Annotated in this window: 17 protein-coding genes; 10 read left to right on the forward strand and 7 right to left on the reverse strand. The window is 65.6% G+C overall.

All coding sequences use genetic code 11. The annotated features are described in order from the left end of the window. Positions 1-193, forward strand: a 193-nt coding sequence (locus BGI27_RS17920) for a hypothetical protein (protein ID WP_223871613.1), incomplete at its 5' end; no start/stop codon positions are given. Positions 194-291: 98 nt separating this feature from the next. On the opposite strand, the gene BGI27_RS05345 is transcribed toward BGI27_RS17920, so the two are convergent. After that, entirely contained in the window at positions 292-1,455 is a 1,164-nt protein-coding gene (locus tag BGI27_RS05345; RefSeq protein ID WP_095523868.1) for a M20/M25/M40 family metallo-hydrolase, read from the reverse strand. Continuing rightward, the gene (locus BGI27_RS05350; RefSeq protein WP_095523869.1) at positions 1,452-2,132 is read right to left on the reverse strand and encodes an orotate phosphoribosyltransferase; all 681 of its coding nucleotides are present in this window, start codon (positions 2,130-2,132) and stop codon (positions 1,452-1,454) included. The genes BGI27_RS05345 and BGI27_RS05350 overlap by 4 nt, the downstream gene beginning before the upstream one ends. A 289-nt stretch (positions 2,133-2,421) precedes the next feature. On the opposite strand from BGI27_RS05350, the gene BGI27_RS17925 reads away from it, so the two are divergent. The 4 genes from BGI27_RS17925 to BGI27_RS05365 are packed head-to-tail and all read left to right on the forward strand — an operon-like array spanning position 2,422 to position 4,125. Beyond that, entirely contained in the window at positions 2,422-2,751 is a 330-nt protein-coding gene (locus BGI27_RS17925; protein ID WP_223871614.1) for a LysR family transcriptional regulator, read from the forward strand. 17 nt (positions 2,752-2,768) lie between these two features. Then, positions 2,769-3,356: a LysR substrate-binding domain-containing protein gene (locus BGI27_RS05355; RefSeq protein WP_239591103.1), complete on the forward strand. Its 588-nt coding sequence runs from the start codon at positions 2,769-2,771 to the stop codon at positions 3,354-3,356. A gap of 28 nt (positions 3,357-3,384) precedes the next feature. Beyond that, positions 3,385-3,822, forward strand: a complete 438-nt coding sequence (locus BGI27_RS05360; protein ID WP_223871615.1) for a VanZ family protein — start codon at positions 3,385-3,387, stop codon at positions 3,820-3,822. A gap of 60 nt (positions 3,823-3,882) precedes the next feature. Next, positions 3,883-4,125 (forward strand): GlsB/YeaQ/YmgE family stress response membrane protein, encoded by a 243-nt coding sequence (locus tag BGI27_RS05365; RefSeq protein ID WP_095523870.1) that lies wholly within the window; start codon positions 3,883-3,885, stop codon positions 4,123-4,125. A gap of 146 nt (positions 4,126-4,271) precedes the next feature. On the opposite strand, the gene BGI27_RS05370 is transcribed toward BGI27_RS05365, so the two are convergent. Further along, positions 4,272-4,817, reverse strand: coding sequence for an NADPH-dependent FMN reductase (locus BGI27_RS05370; RefSeq protein ID WP_095523871.1), 546 nt, complete (start codon positions 4,815-4,817; stop codon positions 4,272-4,274). 68 nt (positions 4,818-4,885) lie between these two features. Next, positions 4,886-6,457 carry a DUF4139 domain-containing protein gene (locus tag BGI27_RS05375; protein WP_170942948.1) on the reverse strand — a complete coding sequence of 524 codons (1,572 nt, stop codon included), beginning with the start codon at positions 6,455-6,457 and terminating at the stop codon, positions 4,886-4,888. Positions 6,458-6,606: 149 nt separating this feature from the next. Between BGI27_RS05375 and BGI27_RS05380 the strand changes: the two genes are divergently transcribed. The 4 genes from BGI27_RS05380 (at position 6,607) to BGI27_RS05395 (ending at position 11,397) form a co-directional block, all read left to right on the forward strand. Then, entirely contained in the window at positions 6,607-7,290 is a 684-nt protein-coding gene (locus BGI27_RS05380) for a nitroreductase family protein (protein WP_095523873.1), read from the forward strand. A gap of 85 nt (positions 7,291-7,375) precedes the next feature. Then, a complete protein-coding gene (locus BGI27_RS05385) occupies positions 7,376-7,876 on the forward strand; it encodes a hypothetical protein (protein WP_095523874.1) in 501 nt (166 codons plus the stop codon). After that, positions 7,849-9,612: a heparinase II/III domain-containing protein gene (locus BGI27_RS05390; RefSeq protein ID WP_239591105.1), complete on the forward strand. Its 1,764-nt coding sequence runs from the start codon at positions 7,849-7,851 to the stop codon at positions 9,610-9,612. The genes BGI27_RS05385 and BGI27_RS05390 overlap by 28 nt, the downstream gene beginning before the upstream one ends. A gap of 78 nt (positions 9,613-9,690) precedes the next feature. After that, positions 9,691-11,397, forward strand: coding sequence for a ClcB-like voltage-gated chloride channel protein (locus BGI27_RS05395; RefSeq protein ID WP_170942947.1), 1,707 nt, complete (start codon positions 9,691-9,693; stop codon positions 11,395-11,397). An 18-nt stretch (positions 11,398-11,415) separates the two neighbouring features. On the opposite strand, the gene BGI27_RS05400 is transcribed toward BGI27_RS05395, so the two are convergent. Then, positions 11,416-13,923, reverse strand: coding sequence for a sensor domain-containing protein (locus tag BGI27_RS05400; protein WP_095523877.1), 2,508 nt, complete (start codon positions 13,921-13,923; stop codon positions 11,416-11,418). A gap of 213 nt (positions 13,924-14,136) precedes the next feature. On the opposite strand from BGI27_RS05400, the gene BGI27_RS05405 reads away from it, so the two are divergent. After that, a complete protein-coding gene (locus BGI27_RS05405; RefSeq protein WP_095529765.1) occupies positions 14,137-14,622 on the forward strand; it encodes a GNAT family N-acetyltransferase in 486 nt (161 codons plus the stop codon). A 22-nt stretch (positions 14,623-14,644) separates the two neighbouring features. Here BGI27_RS05405 and BGI27_RS05410 read toward each other — a convergent pair whose 3' ends face one another. Further along, positions 14,645-16,186: a methyl-accepting chemotaxis protein gene (locus BGI27_RS05410; RefSeq protein WP_223871624.1), complete on the reverse strand. Its 1,542-nt coding sequence runs from the start codon at positions 16,184-16,186 to the stop codon at positions 14,645-14,647. Between the two features lie 280 nt (positions 16,187-16,466). Then, entirely contained in the window at positions 16,467-18,905 is a 2,439-nt protein-coding gene (locus tag BGI27_RS05415; protein WP_095523880.1) for a TonB-dependent receptor, read from the reverse strand. Positions 18,906-18,976 lie beyond the last annotated feature (71 nt).

Here is an 18,976-nt window from a genome sequence, read left to right on the forward strand (position 1 = left end):
CGATCTTGAGCGTCTTGCTCTTGAGCACCCCGGACAATGCGTCCTGCGCTTGCGCGGCGACAGCGCCAGGGCAAGCGCCCCAAGACAGAGCGCGGAAAAGAAATTGCGTTTCGAAAACTTCATGGTGCAGCCCTTTCAAAAACGGACAGGGGAGAGAAGAACGTTCCGAATGCCAGTCCCGGAACGAAGGTGAAGCCGGAACCGGCAGCGCCGGTCATGTCCAGACACGGTGCTCTGCAAGGACCTGAGCAGTTTCTGTGCCTGGATTGCATACAAAACCGCCAATCCGCCTCAAGCCGCCAGCAGCGCGCGACACAGCAGGTCGACGCCATCGAGGAAGTCGGCACACTCCATGGCTTCATGCACGTTGTGCGAGCCATGGGCATTGCGTACGAAAACCATCGCCGCCGGAATGCCCGCATTGGCGAACACCGCGGCATCGTGCCCGGCCCCGCTGGGCAGGCGTTCCACGGGGGTACCACGTGTCTCGGCCGCCTGCTCCAGACACCCGATCCAGGCCTCGTCCATGCGTGCCGGCGCCGAGCGGATGGATTTGTCGAATTCGAAGCGCACACCGCGCGCCTTTTCCACCGCACGGCACTCTTCCTGCATCAGCGCATGGAAGCGCTCCAGCGTGTCCGCATCCTGGCTGCGCACCTCGAAACTGAATTCGACTTCACCGGGGATCACCGAAACGGCATGGGAGCGCACCGGTGTGGTGCATATGCCCAAGGTCATCACCAGATCCATGCCCATCTGCAGCAACACGCGCCAGTGTTCGTCCATACGCGAGAGCAGGTCTGCCGTGGCGAGCACCGCGTCGTGCCGCAGCCAGCGCGGCACGGCGCCGGAGTGGCCGGTTTCGCCCAGACAGCGCACGCGGGTGTGCCGGATGTTGCCCCGGATCCCCGTGACCACCGTCGACGGCCAGCCACGCGCCACGGCATCGACATCGACACCGCTACGGGCCATGGCCTCGCCCAGCGTACCTTGCCCACTGCGGTGGCGCAGCGCCAGGGCACTGGCCGGCAGCTTACCCAGCAGTGCCAGCGAGCCGACGTAGGCCTTGCCATACCAGGCGCTTTCTTCGCCACGCAGCGCCAGCACGCGCACCGGTGGGGCGGCCTGCGGATCATCACGCAGGCGGTCGAGCACCAGCATGCCGGCCAGCACGCCGGCCAGGCCATCGTAGTTGCCCCCTTGCGGCACGGAATCCATGTGCGAGCCGATGACCACCGGTGGCTCGCTACGTGCATCGTTGGGCAGGCGCATCCACAGATTCTGGAAACGATCACGCTCACAGGCAAAGCCAAGCGCGTGGGCATGGGCCTCGATGGCCTGCATGGCGCGCTCTTCGCCTTCGCCATAGCTTTCACGGGTGATGCCTTCGCCGTCGCGACTGAGCGCGGCAATGTCCTCAAGAATGGTGAGGGCCAGGGTTTCCTGTGTCTTCATGCGCCCACCCCGCCGTGTTCGATGGACCATTGCACGGGGTCCGCGCTGAAGGCGGCGAGGGTTCCGGCCTCTTCCGCATCGAGCTTGCCGGAAGCCAGCAGCGCCGCATGCAGGTGCGCCCAGCTCGTCAGCGCGTGCAGGGTCAGGTTGTGTTCGGCGAACAGTTCGCGGCTCTGCGGGTAGATCGCGTAGTCCACGAGCACCAGGCTGTCGGCGGTCCGTGCGCCGGTACCACGCAACGACTGGGCAGCGGCCACCTTGGAGCGGCCGTCGGTGGTCACGTCATCCACGTGAAGCAGACAGGCCTGGTCCGGCAGGCGACCCTCCAGGCGTGCCGAGTTTCCCCAGCCCATGGGGCGCTTGCGCAGATAGAGCAAGGGCAGCGCCAGACGCTCGGCCAGCCAGGCGGCCACGGCGATGCCGGAGCTTTCGGCACCGACGATGGCGTTGATGCCCTGGCGGGCCACGAGCGGGATGAGCCCTTCGGCAGCAATGTCCATGACCTCGCGGCGCAAGGCCACATCGGACATCAGCAACCGGGTATCGACATAGACCGGACTTGCCCAGCCGGAGGTGTAGATGAAGGGTTGCGCCGTGGTGATGCGCACCGCGCCGAGTGCAACCAGCACTTCGGCCACACGGGCGGACCGGGAAGGAGAAAGCAGAGAGGCTTGCATCGCAGCATCCGTTTCCGGAGTCGTCAAAGCCACATGCTGCACGCCGGGGCGGGCGCAGGAGAAGTTCAGAAATCTCCGGCCAGCCATGCCCGTTGACGATGGCTGACGCCCCGGAATGCTGCGCGGCACGCTTCCTGCTAGAAGAAACCGTGCAGTCAAGCACCAGGTATCGAGAGCCTGTTCAAAGTCTGTCGCGAGAGTCCCTCAGCAGAGTGAAGAGCAGTACAGGAGTCCCTGATCAGGGCTCGCAGCCAGGCGATGAACAGGTTCTGAAAGGCAGGCAGAAACAATGTCCTCTCTTCTTTCTTCACGCAGTTTCCTGCGGCAGCTGGATCTGGGAACCCTGGATCTCTTCGTCCTCATCTGCGAGAGCGGAAGCATCGCGCGCGCCGCCGAACGCGGCCAGCTCGCGGCCTCTGCACTGAGCAAGCGCATTTCGGAACTGGAGCACGTGATTGATGCGCCGTTGCTGGAGCGTCACGCACGTGGCGTGCGCCCCACTTTCGTCGGCGAGCAGCTCGCCCAGCACGATCACGGCATCCTCGATGGTGTGGAGCGGCTACGTGGTGACCTCACCGAGTTCTCGCACGGCGTACACGGGCGCGTGCGTCTGGTCTGAGTGCCAGCGCCTCGGCCGTGGAGCAGTTCCTGCCCTCCGACCTGGCGGTATTCACCCACTCCAATCCCGATATCCGCATCGACCTGCATCAATGCAGCAGCCGTGACGTGGCCCATGCGGTGTTCCACCGCGAAGCCGAGCTGGGCATCTGCGGCCCCTGCGAAGAGGTGGCTCCGCTGCAATCACGCCCTTACCGCACCGAGCGCCTGGTGCTGGTGATGCCGGAGAGCCATCAGCTGGCACGGCTGAAAAAGCTCAGCTACGTGCAGTCGCTGGATTTCGAGCAGATCGCCATGCGCGGCAGCAGCACCGTGCAGGCCACGCTGGACCGTGTGGCACGCCAGCAGCGCCGCCGCCTGCGCCAGCGCATCGAGGTCGACAGCCTGTCGGCGATGTGTCGCATGATCGAATGCGGCATGGGTATCGGCGTAATGCCGCTGGGCGCCTTCCAGGCGCTCGGTGAGCGCCGCCTGCACGCAGCCGAACTCACCGACCCCTGGGCCCTGCGCGCGCTGAATCTCTACGCACTGGATTTCAAGGCACTCCCGGCGCCGGCACAGCGTTTCGTCGAACGGCTGACGGCCGTCGAGCGCGGCGGGGAATGACGCACGAGGAAGGTCAGCCGGAGACCGCATGTCGCATGGCCTCGGGCAGAATGGCGAGCATTCTCCGGCATTGCCTCCGATGAACGATCCAGTACTTCTCCAACGCATCTCCCGCCTGAGCCGCGCAGGTTTCTGGCTCGCCACCCTGGCATTCCTCATCCTGGCACTGCTGCCTGGCGAACGCTTGCCGCCCGGTCTTTTCGACTGGTGGGACAAAGCCCAGCACGCATTGGCCTTCCTTGTTCTCGGCACACTCGGCTTCACCGCCTACCCGGCACGCCACTGGCGGATCAGCCTGGGGCTCGGGTTGTTCGGCGCATTCGTCGAATTCGCCCAGGCCGCCACCGGCTGGCGCTCGGGTGACGTGCAGGACTGGCTGGCAGATGCCACAGGCATTCTTCTCGCCCTCGCATTACGCGCTATCTGGCGGGCAAACTTCGCCTCCAGGCGCCCGGTGTCCGATTGATCTTCACAAATTCGTGGGCTACGGTCTGAAAGACATAGCCATCACACAGAAGGAGGCAGCATGTCCCTGATCATCTTCCTGATCATCGGTGCCGTCGCGGGTTGGCTGGCCGGCCAGTTCACCAAGGGCGCCGGTTTCGGCATCCTTGGCAACATCATCGTCGGCATCGTCGGCTCTTTCATCGGCGGCTTCGCTTTCGGCTTGCTGGGTCTCTCTTCCCACGGCCTGATCGGCTCCATCGTCACCGCCACCGTCGGCGCGATCATCCTCCTGTACATCGTGCGTCTGATCAAAAAAGCCTGAGCCCTCCACTCGTACAAGATAAAAGCCCGGCACCTCGCGGTGGCCGGGCTTTTTTGCTATCGCCCCTCTCAAGGCCAAAATCCAGAGGAGAGCAGCGCCCCTGTGAAACGGGAGGGCATGGAGACCTATTTGCGTCGGAACCTGATTCAGCGTGCCGCCTGCACCTTGGCGACCAATGCCTGCATCTGCTCGCCGACCAGTTTGGCGAGTTTCTCGTCGGTCAGATTGCCATTGGCATCGAAGCCGCCGGCGAAGGCGTTGGCGAAGACTTCGGGCTTGTTCAGCGGTTGCAGATCGAGAAAGACGCAGACCTGCCGCAGGTGATACTGCGCACGCGAGGTACCCATGCCCCCGCCAGCCCCCATCAATGCCACGGGCTTGCCCGCAAGCAGCGCGTTGTTCGGTTCGCGCGACGCCCAGTCGAGGATGTTCTTGAGCGCGGGGGCCAGCGAGTAGTTGTACTCGGTGCTCGCCAGCACCAGGGCATCTGCCGCACCAATCTGTGCCAGCACGCGGCTTACCGCAGCGGGCCGCTCGACGATGTCCTGGTTGTAGAAAGGCACGTCCGCCAGTTCGGCGAACTCCAGGGTGGCGCCTCCGGGCAGATTGGCCTGTGCGGCACGCAGCAGGCCGCGGTTGGTGGATGCCTGGCGCAGGCTGCCCGCGATACCCAGCAGTTTGATTGAAGCCATGAAACCTCCTTGCATGTCAGTTACACGGAATCCGCATGCGCCGGATGGCTGCATGCGGGAAGAAACGCTCAGAGCCCGTCGATGATCGCCTCTCGCGGCCAGCTGATGCGGTACTCGGTACTGATGCGTGTGCTCGCACCGGCAGCCAACGGCAGCTCCCAGGCCTGCACGCCACGGCGGCTTTGCCAGTCTTGCTGCGTGGGCTGCGGCGTGAAGCGGCTTTCCACACGGATGCGGTTGTCACCGGCCAGTGGCGTGGCTTCCAGCAACAGCAGGGTGACCGGCTGGCCGTGGCGGTTGCTGATCACGTAGTCATTACCGAGCTGGCGTTCGCGGCGGGCCTCGATGAAGCCGCCCTCTCCGGCCTGATCCTTGCGCGCGATGACTTCCACGCGGACCAGATCGTCACGCCCGAAAGGCAGCTCCAGGCGCTCGCCTTCGTCGGCCTGCCACTGGGTGGCCCCCACGTAGGCACCATCACAATAGAGCTGTACCTGCCCCGGCAGCCACACGCCCTGAGGCCGCGCTGCGCTGGCCACCAGATACGCGGTGGCATCGCTGCGTGGGGTGACCTGCACACGCAGATCCGCCGGCAGGCGCTGGTTGCCCAGCGCCACGGTGAGCTTGCGGCCGTCGCCGGGCAGCGAAACCTTCACCGGCACCACGAACTCGGTGGCGAACATGCCCTGCAGCTCACCGATCTCGAACAGCGGGGCCTCCGGCATGGCACTGTCGGCCTCTGCCGACTTGGCCATCAGGGGGGCTGCGGGCAATGCCATGGTCGCGGCCCGGGCCTGGGGACGCGGCTCGCGCAGCGAGAGCTGCCAGGGCCAGGGTTGCGGCCCTTGCGGCGCGGTACGCGGCTGGCCGGTGGACAGGCGCAGGTCCACATCGCTCCAGTCCTCGCCGCTGGCCTGTGCGATCAGTGCCTGGCGCTCGATCAGCAGCTGCCCGCTGGCCGAATCCAGGCTGGCGCGATACACCGGCTGCCAGCCCGGACCAGGCAACTGATAGCTCACGCGGATCTCGCCGGCACGCTCCGCAGCCAGGCTCAGACGCAAGCTGCGGGTATCCCGGCTCTTGCCGGCGATCTGGTCCAGCTCACGCTGTACGGCCGCGAGCTGACGCTCGAGCTCGCGCTTCTGCACCGCCACTTTCTGGATCCTCGTGTAGGCATCGCCGCCGCCCTGGCGGATGGCATCCAGCGTGGAGCCCAGGGTCTTCGCATCCGGGCGCGGGGTGTCATTGGCCTGCCCCAGCCCTTGCAGGTAATTCGTCACCAGCTCGGCCGACTGGCGTTCCACGTCCAGCACCGCGATGCGGTCCGACAGCGCTTCGCGGCGGGTTTCCAGCTCGGCCTGGCGCGGGCTCGCGGCCTCGGCCGAGGGCACGTCACGCACCGAGAACTCACCCAGGCGCACGCCATCGTCGGCCTGGATGTTGAGCGTGCGCACGTCGAAACCGGCGGGCAGCCCCCCGATCTCCAGTGTGCGTGCGCCGGCCGCCACGCGCACGCTGCGCTCCACGGTGGCCAGCCCCGGATACAGGGTGACGGCGCTCACGCGGGCAGTCTGCTGCGCGAGTACCGGTGCAGTGACACAAAACAGGGAAAGCGCGATCACGCGCAGGCTTGGGGGCATCTCGTTCTCCATTCTGGCTTGCCGTATGGCCCGGACAGGCTCACATTATCGGCCCGTTGGTCTGTGGCTGCCGTCATATACCCCACGCGGGCAATGACGGACCACCGCATGGACCGTCGCCCCCTTTCTTCGTTCAGTCAGCCGCCACCATGAGTCGCATCGCCGAACCCCTGGAAGACGCCATCCGCAGCCGCCATTCCATCCGCCGCTTCCTGCCCACGCCCGTGCCCCGCGAACAGATCCTCCACTTGCTGGATCTCGCCGCCTGTGCGCCCAGTGGCGTGAATACCCAACCCTGGCACGTCTACGTCCTCACCGGGGAATCCAGGCAGAAGCTCACGGATGCGCTGCTGGCCGAATTCGCCAACCCGAGTTTCGAACGCCGCGGCGAGTATGACTACTACCCCGCGCAATGGACCGAACCTTACCGCGCCCGCCGCCGCGACACCGGCCAGCGCCTGTACTCGCTGCTCGGCATCGAGAAAGGTGACAACGCCCGCATGCAGGAACAATGGGCGCGCAACTACGCCTTCTTCGACGCCCCCGTGGGCCTGATCTTCACGCTGGACCGCGTACTGGGCCAGGGCAGCCTGATCGACTATGGCGCCTTCCTGCAAACGCTGATGATCGCCGCGCGCGGCGCCGGGCTGGACACCTGCGTGCAGGCCGCCTTCACCGAATACCATCCGGTGATCCGCGCCCAATTGCAGATCCCCGAGGCGCAGATGGTGCTGTGCGGCATGTCGCTGGGCCATGCCGACCCCGATGCGCCGGAAAACCGGCTCGTGCTGCCGCGCATACCGGCGAGCGGATTCACGCAATTCCGCGATTGAAGCCTCCGGCGGGTTTCCCGCACTGGCCGGCAGCGCCGGCTTCTGCCGCAATACGCCATCCTTCTCGCAATCGATCGCCTTCGCCATGCGCCGCCTGTTGATCCTCCTGTGCATCAGCCTGAGCGTATTCAGCGCCCGGGCCGACGATGACCATCAGCTCGTCGCCCGCCGCGCGAGCGCCCTTGTGGCCAGCCTTGCCGACGAGCACCCCCGCCTGCTGTTGCGCCCGATCGATCTGCCCGCGCTACGCGAGTTCGTGCGCGAAGCGCTGCCGGCGGATGCCGAAGGACGCAAGCTCGCCGGCTTGCTGCTGCCGCCCACGACGCCCCGCGCGCTGATCCCGCAGCCCGAGGCCGTCAGGAATGGCAGCCCGGAGGGCAGTCAGCGCTGGCGCGCCGGCTACCAGGCAGCCAACGAGGTCGGCACCTGGGCGCAGCGTTACGCGCTGGCCTGGCTGATCAGTGAAGACCCGGCCTACGCGCGCGAAGCCCCGCACGCTGGCTGCTGCATCTGGCGAGCTGGAAGATCGATCGCGACACCTACCGCGCCAACGACGAGCTGTTCATCCAGCATCTGCGGCCGATGATCTTCGCCTACGACTGGGTATGGCCTGCGCTCAGCAGCGACGAGCGTGCCACCATTTCCGCCGCACTCGCCAGTCGCCTCACTCTGCTCGCATCCCAGATCCAGCCGAAGTTCAGCCTCACCCAGCCCACGCCGGCCGATAACTCGCTGAGCCACCCGATGCGTTTCATCTCCACGCTGGGCCAGGGTGGGCTGGCGCTGCTGCATGAGAACAAGGCTGCGCCCGGCTGGCTGGCCTGGAGCTACGAGTATTACCTGCGCCAGTTCCCGGTATGGGGCGGCCCCGCTGGCGGCTGGGCCGAAGGGCTCAACTACTGGGGCACCGGCCTCACCCAGCACCTGCGCTTCCTCGAAGGCCTGGCCCTGCTCGGCCACGGTGAGCCGCTGGCCCGCCCCTTCTGGCGCAACACCGCCTACTACGCCGTCTACAACCAGATGCCCTATGCCGGCAGCTCCTTCGGCGATCTCAACAATCTGGTGCGTCCAAACTCCAGCGTGGCCCTGCTGCTCGCCAAGCTTGGCCTGCTTGACGACGATCCCCGACCGGTCGCCTTCGCACAGGCCATGGCGCAGAAGCTGCCCGGCGACTTCGGCTATTACAACTTCAACGCCTTCGATACCCTGCTTCATCGTTTCCGCAGCACCCAAACCAGATTGCCCGCCGGCTCGCTCGCCGATCTGCCGCAAGGCCGGCTTTTCGACGACATCGGTATCGCCACCCTGCACTCCGCACTGGGCAACGCCGGCCAGGACATCATGTTTGCCCTGCGTGCCAGCCCGCTGGGCACGGCCTCGCACGCCTTCTCGGACCAGAACAGCTTCGTCCTCAACGCCTTCGGCGAGCCACTGGCCATCAGCTCCGGCTACCGCGAGTTCTACGGCAGCGCGCACCACACCGGCTGGACGCGCCAGACCCGCGCCAAGAACGCCATCCTCTTCGGCGGCGAAGGTCAGCGCTTGCGTGACGCCAGCGCCACCGGCCGCATCCTGCGCTTCGTCGACCTGCCGCGCACCGGCTTCATCAGCGCTGACGCACTGGAGGCCTACAAGCCACATGCCACACGTGCGCTGCGCCATGTGCTGTTCGTCGACCGGCGCTACTTCGTGATCCTCGACGAAGTGGCCGCGCCCTCGCCCGTCAGCTACCAGTGGCTGCTGCACGCGCGCCGCGAGATGCAGCTCGATCCGGCCAACGGCCAGGTGCGCGTGAGCATGCCGAATGCCCGCCTGGATCTGAGCTTCCTGCACCCTGCCGCCGATGCACTCGCCTTCAGCCAGACAGACGCCTTCGATCCCCCCGTGTTACCGGCCTACGAGAAACAGATGCCACGCGAATGGCATTTCACCGCCGTGACCCGCACCCCTGCCGCCAGACAGGAATTCCTCACCGTGCTGCAACCCGGGCAGGCGCAGCAGCCCGCGCCGGCACGCGCGCAGGCCATCGCCGCAGAAACAGGCCACGCGCTGCGTCTGCAGGCCGGCGAGCATGAAGAGATCGTACTCATCTCACGTCAGGACGAACTGCGCGTCAGCGCCGCCGGCTGGCAGCTGCAAGGCCAGGCCGCAAGCTTCATCCGCGACGGCAGGCAACTGCGCTTTGCCCTGATCGGCGCCACTCGCCTGACCCTGCCCGCCGGATTCAACACCGTGCAACCCGCCGAACGTCTCACCGATGGCCGCCTGCGCGTGCAACTACCGGCAGGGCGCAGCCAGATCGTGGCGCAACAAGGCCGATAGCACTGTCGTGGCCTGCCGGCATCAGGGCCACGACACGCACGCCGTACAATGCCGGCGTCCCCCAGCCACCTTCCCGCCATGCTTGCCCGCCTCAACCGCCTGCGCCTGCTGTTGCTCGAACGCCTGCCTGCCGGCGATCTGCCGGCCACCTTGCTGGCGGCGGCACTGGTGGGCCTGCTCGGCGCACTGGCCACGGTGGCTTTCCGCGAACTACTGCATGGCCTGGGCATGCTCTGGTTTGGCCGTGCGGACGGGCTGGTGGCCACGGCGCGCGGGCTGGAATGGTGGCATCGGCTGTGGATTCCGGCGGCCGGGGGTGTGGCCGCCGGGCTGGTACTGCGCTGGGCGCAACGCTTCGACGCTCCGGGTGACAAACGCGACTACATGGAGGCGATCACGCTGGGTGACGGGCACATCGGCGCGCGTGCCTCGCTGGTGAGAGCGCTGTCCTCGGCGCTGTCGGTCGCTTCCGGCGCTTCCATCGGCCGAGAGGCGCCGATGGTGCAACTGGCTGCGCTCACCGGTTCGCTGATCGGCCGCTGGCGCCGCATGCCACGGCAACGGCTGCGCCTGCTGGTGGCCTGTGGTGCGGCGGCGGGTCTCAGTGCAGCCTATAACGCGCCGATCGCCGGGGCGCTGTTCGTCGCCGAAATCGTGCTCGGCTCCTTCGCCATCGAGGCACTGGGGCCGCTGATTGTTGCTTCGGTGGTGGCCAATCTCACCGTCCACCAGTTTCTCGGCTTCGCTCCGCTGTACAAGATGCCGGTCTTTGAACTGGTGCTTGGGCTCAACGCCCTGCCCTTCCTGGGCCTGGCTCTGGTGGCCGGCCTGTGTGCGCCGGTCTATCTGCAATTGCTGGCGCTGGCCAGACGGCCTTTCGCCCGGCTCGGCGGCCCCTTGTGGCTACGCCTGGGCGCGGGCGGCCTGATCGTCGGAATCGTCTCCACCGTCGAGCCCGGCGTCTGGGGCAATGGCTACAGCGTGGTGAACGCCATCCTGCAAGGCGGCTGGCTATGGCCGGCATTGCTCGCCATCCTGGCCTTCAAGTTTGCGGCCACGGGGGCGGCCACCGGCTCTGGTGCCGTGGGTGGCGTGTTTACGCCCACGCTGTTCGTCGGCGCCGCGCTGGGGGGGCTGTTCGGCATCGGCATGGAACAACTGTGGCCCGGCGCCGTGCCGATGCCGGCCTGGGTGGCCGCCGGCATGGGCGCCTTTCTTGCCGCTGCGAGCCATGCGCCGTTGATGTCCGCGGTGATGATCTTCGAGATGACGGGCAACGCACAGATTATCCTGCCGCTGCTGCTGGTCTGCGTATGCGCCTCGGCCCTGAAGCAACTGCTGCGCGCCGAATCGCTGTATTCGCATTCCCTGCCCGTCGCGGTGCCGGAGCCAGACGCCGCCAGCCTGTTGCGCGCGGCGCCACCGATGATCCCGGAGACCGCCACGCCCGCCGAGGCCGAGGCTGCCTTCCTCGCCAGCCGCTGGCAGCATCTTTATGTGCATGACCCCCGTGGCCGCTTCATCGGCGCCCTGTCGCTGCACGACTTCGGCCCCTTCCAGCGCGAGCACGGCGCCAGTGCCGTCGCCATTCCGCCCGGGCTGTTGCGCCGCGACTATCCGCGCGTCAGCCTGGATGCCGGCCTCGGCGAGATCCTCGCCACCTTCGCCCAGCACAGCGGCGAACGCCTGCCGGTGCTGGACCTCGATGGCCGACTGCGCGGCTACGTTTCCAAGACCGATGTGATGCTGGCTCTGCAGGAACGGGCGCCGGGCGGACGGGGATAGGCGTGGCCCCCGGTCCCCTCACCCGGTGGCGTCGACATCTTCCTCACCCGCCTGATGGTCTGCCAGCCAGCGTGCGAACGCTTCGGCGGGCAACGGCGGCGAGTAATGAAAGCCCTGTGCCACGTCATACCCCTGGGCTTTCAGCATCTGCCGCTGGAACGCGTTTTCCACGCCTTCCGCGATAACCGTCAGGCGCAGGCTCTCGCCGATGCGGATGACGGCTTCACTCAGCGTGCGTGCGGTGTCGTCGTGTTCGAGGTCGGCGACGAAGCTCTGATCGAGCTTGATCTCGCTGACGGGCAAACGGCGCAGATAGCTCAGGCTGGAGTAGCCGGTGCCGAAATCGTCCATGGAGAGCCGGAACCCCAGCGCGTGGATTTCATGGATCGTCTTGAACGTGGTGGGATTGGTATCCAGCAGCACGCTCTCGGTGATCTCCAGCGTCAGGTCGGCAGGTGCGAGCTGATAGCGGGCAAGCGTCTCGATGATCATGCGTGGCAGATCGAGGTTGTGAAAGCTGGTGGGTGAGAGGTTCACGGAAACGGCCGGGATCTCCAGGCCTTGCGCGCGCCATTGCGAGAGCTGGCGGCAGGCTTCGTCGAGTGCCCAGCGCCCGAACTCGGAGATCAGCCCGCATTCCTCCGCCAGCGGAATGAAGTTGCGCGGCGAGATATCCCCCAGCTCGGCATGCTTCCAGCGCGCCAGGGCTTCGGCGCCGTAGATCTTTCCGTTCTTCAGATTGATCTGGGGCTGGTACTGGAGCTGCAGGCCGCGGCCGTCGCGTAGCGCTTCGCGCAGGGCGCTTTCCAGCCTGAGGCGTTCCTGCGCAAGCTTGTTCATCTCGTGGCTGAAAAAGCGGAAGCAGCCACGGCCGCTGGTCTTGGCCTCATACATGGCCATGTCGGCATGCTGGATCAGCGTTTCCATGTCACGCCCGTCGGCAGGGAACATGGCGATGCCGATGCTGGCCGTCGGCGCGATCAGCACGGCGACGAACTCATCGCCCGAGAGGCGCCCGACGACATCCGATGCCCGGAATTCCTGCTTGAAGCAATTGGCGATACTGCACAGCAGTTCGTCGCCGGCGTTGTGTCCGAGGGAGTCATTGACCTGCTTGAAACGGTCGAGGTCGATGAACAGCACGCTCAATGAACGCTTCTCGCGCTGGGCGATGGCGATCACCTGATCCGCCTTGGCCAGCAGCAGGCTGCGGTTTGGCAACCCGGTAAGGCTGTCATAGAAGGCCAAGTGGCGGATCCTGGCCCGCGCCTGCTCGCGCTCCATGGCGATCGCACACAGATGGCTGCAGGTATCCAGGAGCTTCTCGTGAAAGGAGGTCGGCTGCATCTTTTCCTTGAAATACAGCGCAAAGGTTCCCAGCACATGCCCCTCGGGCGCGCGGATCGGTGACGACCAGCAGGCGCGATAGCCCAGCGGCAGGATCAATTGCTTGTAGTCTGCCCACAACGGGTCGCGCTCGATGTCGTCGCCCATGACCGGCTCGTTGCGATAGGCGGCAGTGCCGCAAGAGCCGGCGAAGGCACCGATCTCCAGCCCGTCCAGAGCCTCGCCATAGGATTTCGGCAGATGGGGCGCGGCCAACGGATGCAGGTGCCCGGTCTCGTCTAGGCCAAGGATGGAAGTTGCAACATCAGTAGCGATCCGTTCGACTTCACGGCACACGAGGTCCAGCACATCGACCAGGGGCTGATCGTGCGCCATGGCCTCCAGCACCCGCTGCTGCAACACTTCGTGGAGCTTGGGGCGGGTGATGTCACTGATCAGGGAAACCGTCTGTTGCAGGCTTCCCCGGGAGTCCAGCACTGGCTGGGTGGCAATGCTGACCCAATAGCGCTGGTCATCCCGGCCGTGGACGATCTCCTCACGGTGTACGGTCTGGCCGCGCAGTAGTCCGGTGACCGCATCCTCGCCCCCTTCGGTGAAAAGATGGGCTCCGAGCAGGGCAACCGGCTCGCGGCCAATCACATCTTCCTGGCTCCAGCCGAACATCCGCGTGAAGCCGGCGTTCACATACACGATCCGCCACGCCTGATCGCACATGACGATGGAGGCATCCGCAGCATCCGTGGCCATTGCCAGACGCTGGTTGCGCTCGTGCAGGCCCGCTTCCAGTGCCGCGCGGATCGTGATGTCCGTCGCGATCTTGATCACGCCGACGATCTGCTGGTCCGGATTCCGGATGGCCGAGTAGGTTGCCTCCAGCCACCGGCTGCTGCCATCGGCGTGACGCCGCTCACAGAGATTGGAGAAGACCTGCCCGTGCAACAGCCGTTGCCAGAACAATGGATAGGCTGCGCTGTAGACTTCGTGCGGCTGGCAGAAGAGGCGGTGGTGGCGCCCCAGCGCGGTTTCCTCCGAGTATCCCAATGCCTCCAGGAAATTCCGGTTGGCCCTGCGCAGGATGCCCTCGACATCGAACTCAGCGATCAGCATCGCCCGGTCCAGTGCGATCAATAGCGCCTGATCTGCGGCGGAAGCGGATACATCAAAGGAAAACGCTGCCATAGGAAGAGAGCTCCACCTCGATCCGCACACGTGGCTGATGCCACGCTTTCAATCACGCAACATAGTCCACCCGAGCATCCTCCGGCAGGCGTTTTTGGTGACTAGAACGCTGCTATGGACTTTCAGCCACGGCCGAAAGGGTAGGCCCCATGACGCCCGGCTGTGGCCGGGGCAACCGCCGCCGCCGGCCCCGCTGGCTATACTGCCGCACACATGACGATCACCCTCATCCCCTCACAGAAAGCCGACATCCCCTTCGTGCTGGATTGCGAAGCACAGGCCGATGCCGCGCCCTTCATCTTCCCGTGGTCCGCCGATCAGCATCTGCAGGCGCTGCAGAACGCCGACTGCGTACATCGCATCGCGGTCGATGCCGCCGGCGTACGCCTGGGGTTCAGCATGCTGTTCGGTCGGAAATCAGAGCATCGCTCACTGGAGCTGCGCCGCATCGTGGTGGCGGACAAGCACCGAGGCACGGGAAGACGGATGCTGGCCCGCCTCCAGCAACTTGCCTTTCTGGAACTTGGCGCCCATCGCCTTTGGCTGGATGTGAAGCAGCAGAACACGCATGCACGGCAGCTCTATCGCAGCATGGGTTTCGTGGAGGAAGGCGTGCTGCGTGAATGCCTCACCGGTCCGGGCGACACACGCGAATCGCTGGTGCTGATGGCGATGCTGCGCCACGAATACGCGGGCTGACGACGAACCGGGCCGCGACAGTTCAGACCTTGTAGGTTGCGATGATCTGTTCCATGTCACGCGCCAGGGTGTTGAGCTCCCCGGCTGTCCGCGCGCTGCTGCCGGCCGCGGCGCTGCTTTCCTCGGCCATCTGGGCGACCCGTTCGACGTGGCTGGCGATGTTGTTGCTGGCCATGCCCTGTTCGCGGATGGCATCGGCAATCTCTTCCACTCTCTGCAAGGTATCGAGGCTGCCGGTCTCGATCCGCTGGATCGCGCTGCTGGCCGAGCCGGCACGCTCCACGCCCGCGCGGACCATGGCGACCGCTTCCGCCATGCTGCGCGAGGCTTCCCTGGAGACTTCACGAATGGCCTCGACCATGCCGGTGATTTCGGTAGTGGAGCCCGCAGTGCGCTCCGCCAGCTTGCGCACCTCATCCGCGACCACCGCGAAACCCCGCCCCTGCTCGCCGGCACGGGCTGCTTCGATGGCCGCGTTGAGTGCCAGCAGGTTGGTCTGATCGGCCACGTCACGGATCACCGAAACGATGGAAGAGATGCTGTCTCCATGGGCCTCCAGTTCGCTGATGCGCCCGGATACATCGGCTACCGAACGCGCGATGGCATTGATATCTTCCACAGTCTCCGCGATGGTCCGCGCACCATCGCTGGCGAGTTGCCCGGACTGCTGGGAGAGCTGGCGTGCTTCGGCGGAACGGTCGCCGACATGATTGATGCTGACCGTCATTTCCTCGACGTTGGCTGCCATGCCGGCAGCCGCATCGCTTTGCTGCGCCGCAGCCCCGGCAACCTGCTCGGCGCTGGTGGCCATCTGCGCGGAGGCGCCGGCAAGCCGGGCGGTATGCTGGGCAATCCTGGCAAAGCTGCCGGAGAGCTTCTCCAGCAGACTGTTGAGCGCACCGGATACGGTAGCGATCTCGTCGCGCCCCAGCACCCTGGCACGCAGACGGAAATCCAGCTCGCGCTCGATGCGCGTCATGGTGCGCTGGATGTCGCCGAGCGCACCTCGAATGCCCCGGATGATCGCAAAGCTGACCGCGCCGATGAGCAACAAGGAAAGCACGACGATACCGATGACGGTGCCGAAGCTGCGCTCGGCCCCTGCAACGGCAGCATTGGCTTCCTGCGAAGACGTCGTGATATTCAGTGCAAGATGCTCGTCGAACACCTTCGCGAGCTCCGCGCGCTTGGCGCCCATCGGGCCGGAGAGATCGGTCGCCGCACTGCCGGACCGCAAAGCCGCCAGATATTGCGCAAGCATGCCCAGATATTCCTCCAGCAAAGCCTGCTCCTTCATGTACAGCTCGCGGCCGCGCGGCGTACGGATCATGCCGTCGTAGGCACCGAGGTTTTTGCGCAGACTCTGTGCGATATCCTCAAGCTCGCGCTCGATCTGGGCGCGGACCGCCGGATCGGTAGCCACCAGATGGCGGAAGAGGTTGATCGAGGCCTGCTGCAGATCCGAGCGCATCGAATGCATCAGGTGCAGGCCGGGGATGGAGCGCTGGTCCAGCGTGCGCCAGGGCTTGCGCCTCCTGGCGGGAACTGTAGGCCCCCATGCCACCGACGACGAGGATGGCAAGAATGGCGGTGGACGCCAGAAGCAGGAGTTTCTGTGTGATGGACATTTTTCCTCCCCATGGAAGCGGTTGATGATTCAAATATCATTCTTGCCATAATACGGCAGCAACGACTCCCCCGGCGCCGTCTTCGTCCGTCCTGCAGCGCCGCGCTACGGCTTGCAGCGCGCGGTCCGACGAAAAAAAGGCTCCGCATCCCTCACGGGACGCGGAGCCTGCCGCAAGCGAAGCTTCAGATGAAAAGGCGGGGCCCTGGCCTCTGGCTCAGAAATCCACCGTCGCCGAGAGCTTGAAGGTGCGCGGAGCCCCCAGCGTGGCGTAGCCATCGCCAAAGCGGCCGGACCAGTAATGCGCGTCGGTCACGTTCTCCACGTTGGCGCGGAACACCGTCGGCCGGCCTGCGATGCGGGTGCTGTAGCGAGCGCCAAAATCCCAGCGATTCCAGGCGGGGATTTCAAGCTTGTTGGCTTCATCCAGGTACTGCGCACCGGTATGGGTGAGGCGGGTGTTCAGTGTCAGACCGGCCACCCAGGGGGTATCCCATTCGGTGCCGAGATTGGCCGTCCAGACCGGCACACCGGGCACGTCCTTGCCTTCGTTGGTCGCCGTCGAGGCATGTTCCTGCCGGGCCTTGGTATAGGCGGCGCCGCCGAGCACCCGAAGGCTGGGCGTGATCTGGCCGAAGACGTTCCACTCCACGCCCTGATTGCGCTGATCGCCATCCAGTACCAGCGTCGACTTGCCTCCGCTGCTGCTGGCCACCGACACCGTGAACGGCTTCTTGATACGGAACAGACTGAGGGTATTGGTGAAGCTGCCGTACTCCCACTTGACCCCCACTTCGGCCTGCTTGGTCTTGTATGGCGCCAGCACCTCGCCCTCATTGGCGTAGGTGGAGCCGACCGTAACCCCCGGGCTCAGCCCTTCGATGTAATTCCCGTAAAAGGCAAGAGAGGGGCCCCAGGGTTTGACGACGATGCCTGCCAGCGGCGTGATGGCCTTCTTGTCATAGGCAGGGGAAGACATCTTCTGCTGCACACGCTGATGTCGCGCACCCAGCGTGACCAGCAGGCGATCCTGCAACATGGCCAGCGTATCCACGGCCGCCAGGCTGCTGAAGGAGTTGTCGGCCGAGCGGTTCGCCGTACCGTAGGGCCCGGCCAGTTGCGGCGTGATCGGATCGTAGATATTAGTGGTGTAGCTGCTGCTGGTGACAGCGGACGCCAGGCCGCTGCGCGTCTTGAGCAGCAAAGTGCTGAGCGTAAGCTTGTGCGCGACCTCGCCGGTGACGAAGCTGCCACGCACGCCCGTTTCGGCCGAGATGCTCTCGGTGAAGCCCTTCTGGTGATAGGTCTGGCCGCGCGCATCGCCAGCGTCGTTGAGTACCACCACGCGCGTGCCATTGAGGTAACCCTTGTAGTCGTAGCTGGCCGTGCCGGCAGCGGCGTATGCCGTCCACTGATCAGTCAGATCGATCTCGCCACGCGTGCTCACACCGTTGGTTTCCTGAGTCGCGTAAGTGCCGCGCAAGGCATTCTTGGTTGGATCGGGCGCATCGAGCACATGGCCGAGCGTGCCGAACCCAACCATCAGCGGGCTGCCATCGGTCTGCTTCTGGCGCGAGGTGTAGGCATCCAGTTCGGCACGCCAGCGCTCCCCCCGCCAATCCAGGCCGAGGGAGAAGAAATGCTCGCGCTTGGTCTGATCCTCCAGCGTGGTATTGCCATCGCTGACGGAAGCATTCATGCGGACACCAAAGCGCTGCTCCTCGCCGAGGCGGCGGCCGACGTCCAGCGCCAGACCGAGGCGGGAATCGGAGAGGTAGCTGGTGGTCACGCGGGTGATCGGCGTATCACCGGCACGCTTGGGCACCAGATTGATCACACCACCGACCGAACCACTGGGCGAGATACCCGAGAGCATGGCGGCCGGGCCCTTGAACACCTCGACCCGTTCCAGGAATCCGGTGGGGACGTGCGCCCCCGGCAGCATTCCATACATGCCGTTGAAGGCAAGTTCCGTGGAGTTCACGTCAAAACCGCGGATGGTGAAGTTCTCGGCGTTGTGCCCATCGCTGGTGGTGAAACGCACGGAAGGATCGTTGCTCAGCACTTCGGCCACCGTGCCGCTCTGCTGATCGACGATGGTCTGTTCGGTGTAGGCCGTAACATTGAACGGCGCATCCATCACGTCAACGTTGCCCAGCGTGCCCAGACGCGCACCGCGCGCCACCTGGCCACCGGCATAGGCCGCAGGCAGCTCGCTGGCGCGTTCGACGCCGGCCGTCACCACCACCTTGCCCAGTTGCGTCTCACCGCCCACGGGTGCCGCACGTTTGCGCAGCGAATACACGCCACCGCCCACGGCATCCAGTTCCAGGCCGCTGTCGGCAAGCAGGCGTGTGAAGCCTTCATCGACGGAGAATTCGCCCTGCAAGCCTCTGCTCTGGCGCCCCGCCACCAGGGCCGGATCGAAGGAGAGCCTGACACCGGCCCTGGCAGCGAAGGTAGCCAGCACGTCGCCCAGGGCGCCGCCAGCAATATTGAAAGGCCGGCGTGCCGCCGTACTCTGCTCGGCAGCCTGCGCGCTGCCCGGCGGGAGCATGCCGGCGGCAATACCCGCAAGCATCAGGTGGATGGAAAGCGCGATGGCACGGGGCCGCCCGATGCGGCTGCGGGCGGAGTGCGCGGGTTGCGGGGTCATGCGGTATTCCTTTCTGCAAGCGTTGGACGATCAGCGCGGAGGCACGCTGTCATCCGGTACACCGCACGACC

It is taken from the genome of Candidatus Dactylopiibacterium carminicum (assembly GCF_014736495.1).
Lineage (GTDB): Bacteria > Pseudomonadota > Gammaproteobacteria > Burkholderiales > Rhodocyclaceae > Uliginosibacterium > Uliginosibacterium carminicum.

Excerpts from the sequence above, each read along its gene's own strand:
- BGI27_RS05345 (WP_095523868.1), bottom strand. The coding sequence starts at position 1,455 with ATGAAGACACAGGAAACCCTGGCCCTCACCATTCTTGAGGACATTGCC.
- BGI27_RS05350 (WP_095523869.1), bottom strand. The coding sequence starts at position 2,132 with ATGCAAGCCTCTCTGCTTTCTCCTTCCCGGTCCGCCCGTGTGGCCGAA.
- BGI27_RS17925 (WP_223871614.1), top strand. The coding sequence starts at position 2,422 with ATGTCCTCTCTTCTTTCTTCACGCAGTTTCCTGCGGCAGCTGGATCTG.
- BGI27_RS05360 (WP_223871615.1), top strand. The coding sequence starts at position 3,385 with ATGTCGCATGGCCTCGGGCAGAATGGCGAGCATTCTCCGGCATTGCCT.
- BGI27_RS05365 (WP_095523870.1), top strand. The coding sequence starts at position 3,883 with ATGTCCCTGATCATCTTCCTGATCATCGGTGCCGTCGCGGGTTGGCTG.
- BGI27_RS05370 (WP_095523871.1), bottom strand. The coding sequence starts at position 4,817 with ATGGCTTCAATCAAACTGCTGGGTATCGCGGGCAGCCTGCGCCAGGCA.
- BGI27_RS05375 (WP_170942948.1), bottom strand. The coding sequence starts at position 6,457 with ATGCCCCCAAGCCTGCGCGTGATCGCGCTTTCCCTGTTTTGTGTCACT.
- BGI27_RS05380 (WP_095523873.1), top strand. The coding sequence starts at position 6,607 with ATGAGTCGCATCGCCGAACCCCTGGAAGACGCCATCCGCAGCCGCCAT.
- BGI27_RS05385 (WP_095523874.1), top strand. The coding sequence starts at position 7,376 with ATGCGCCGCCTGTTGATCCTCCTGTGCATCAGCCTGAGCGTATTCAGC.
- BGI27_RS05395 (WP_170942947.1), top strand. The coding sequence starts at position 9,691 with ATGCTTGCCCGCCTCAACCGCCTGCGCCTGCTGTTGCTCGAACGCCTG.
- BGI27_RS05400 (WP_095523877.1), bottom strand. The coding sequence starts at position 13,923 with ATGGCAGCGTTTTCCTTTGATGTATCCGCTTCCGCCGCAGATCAGGCG.
- BGI27_RS05405 (WP_095529765.1), top strand. The coding sequence starts at position 14,137 with ATGACGATCACCCTCATCCCCTCACAGAAAGCCGACATCCCCTTCGTG.
- BGI27_RS05415 (WP_095523880.1), bottom strand. The coding sequence starts at position 18,905 with ATGACCCCGCAACCCGCGCACTCCGCCCGCAGCCGCATCGGGCGGCCC.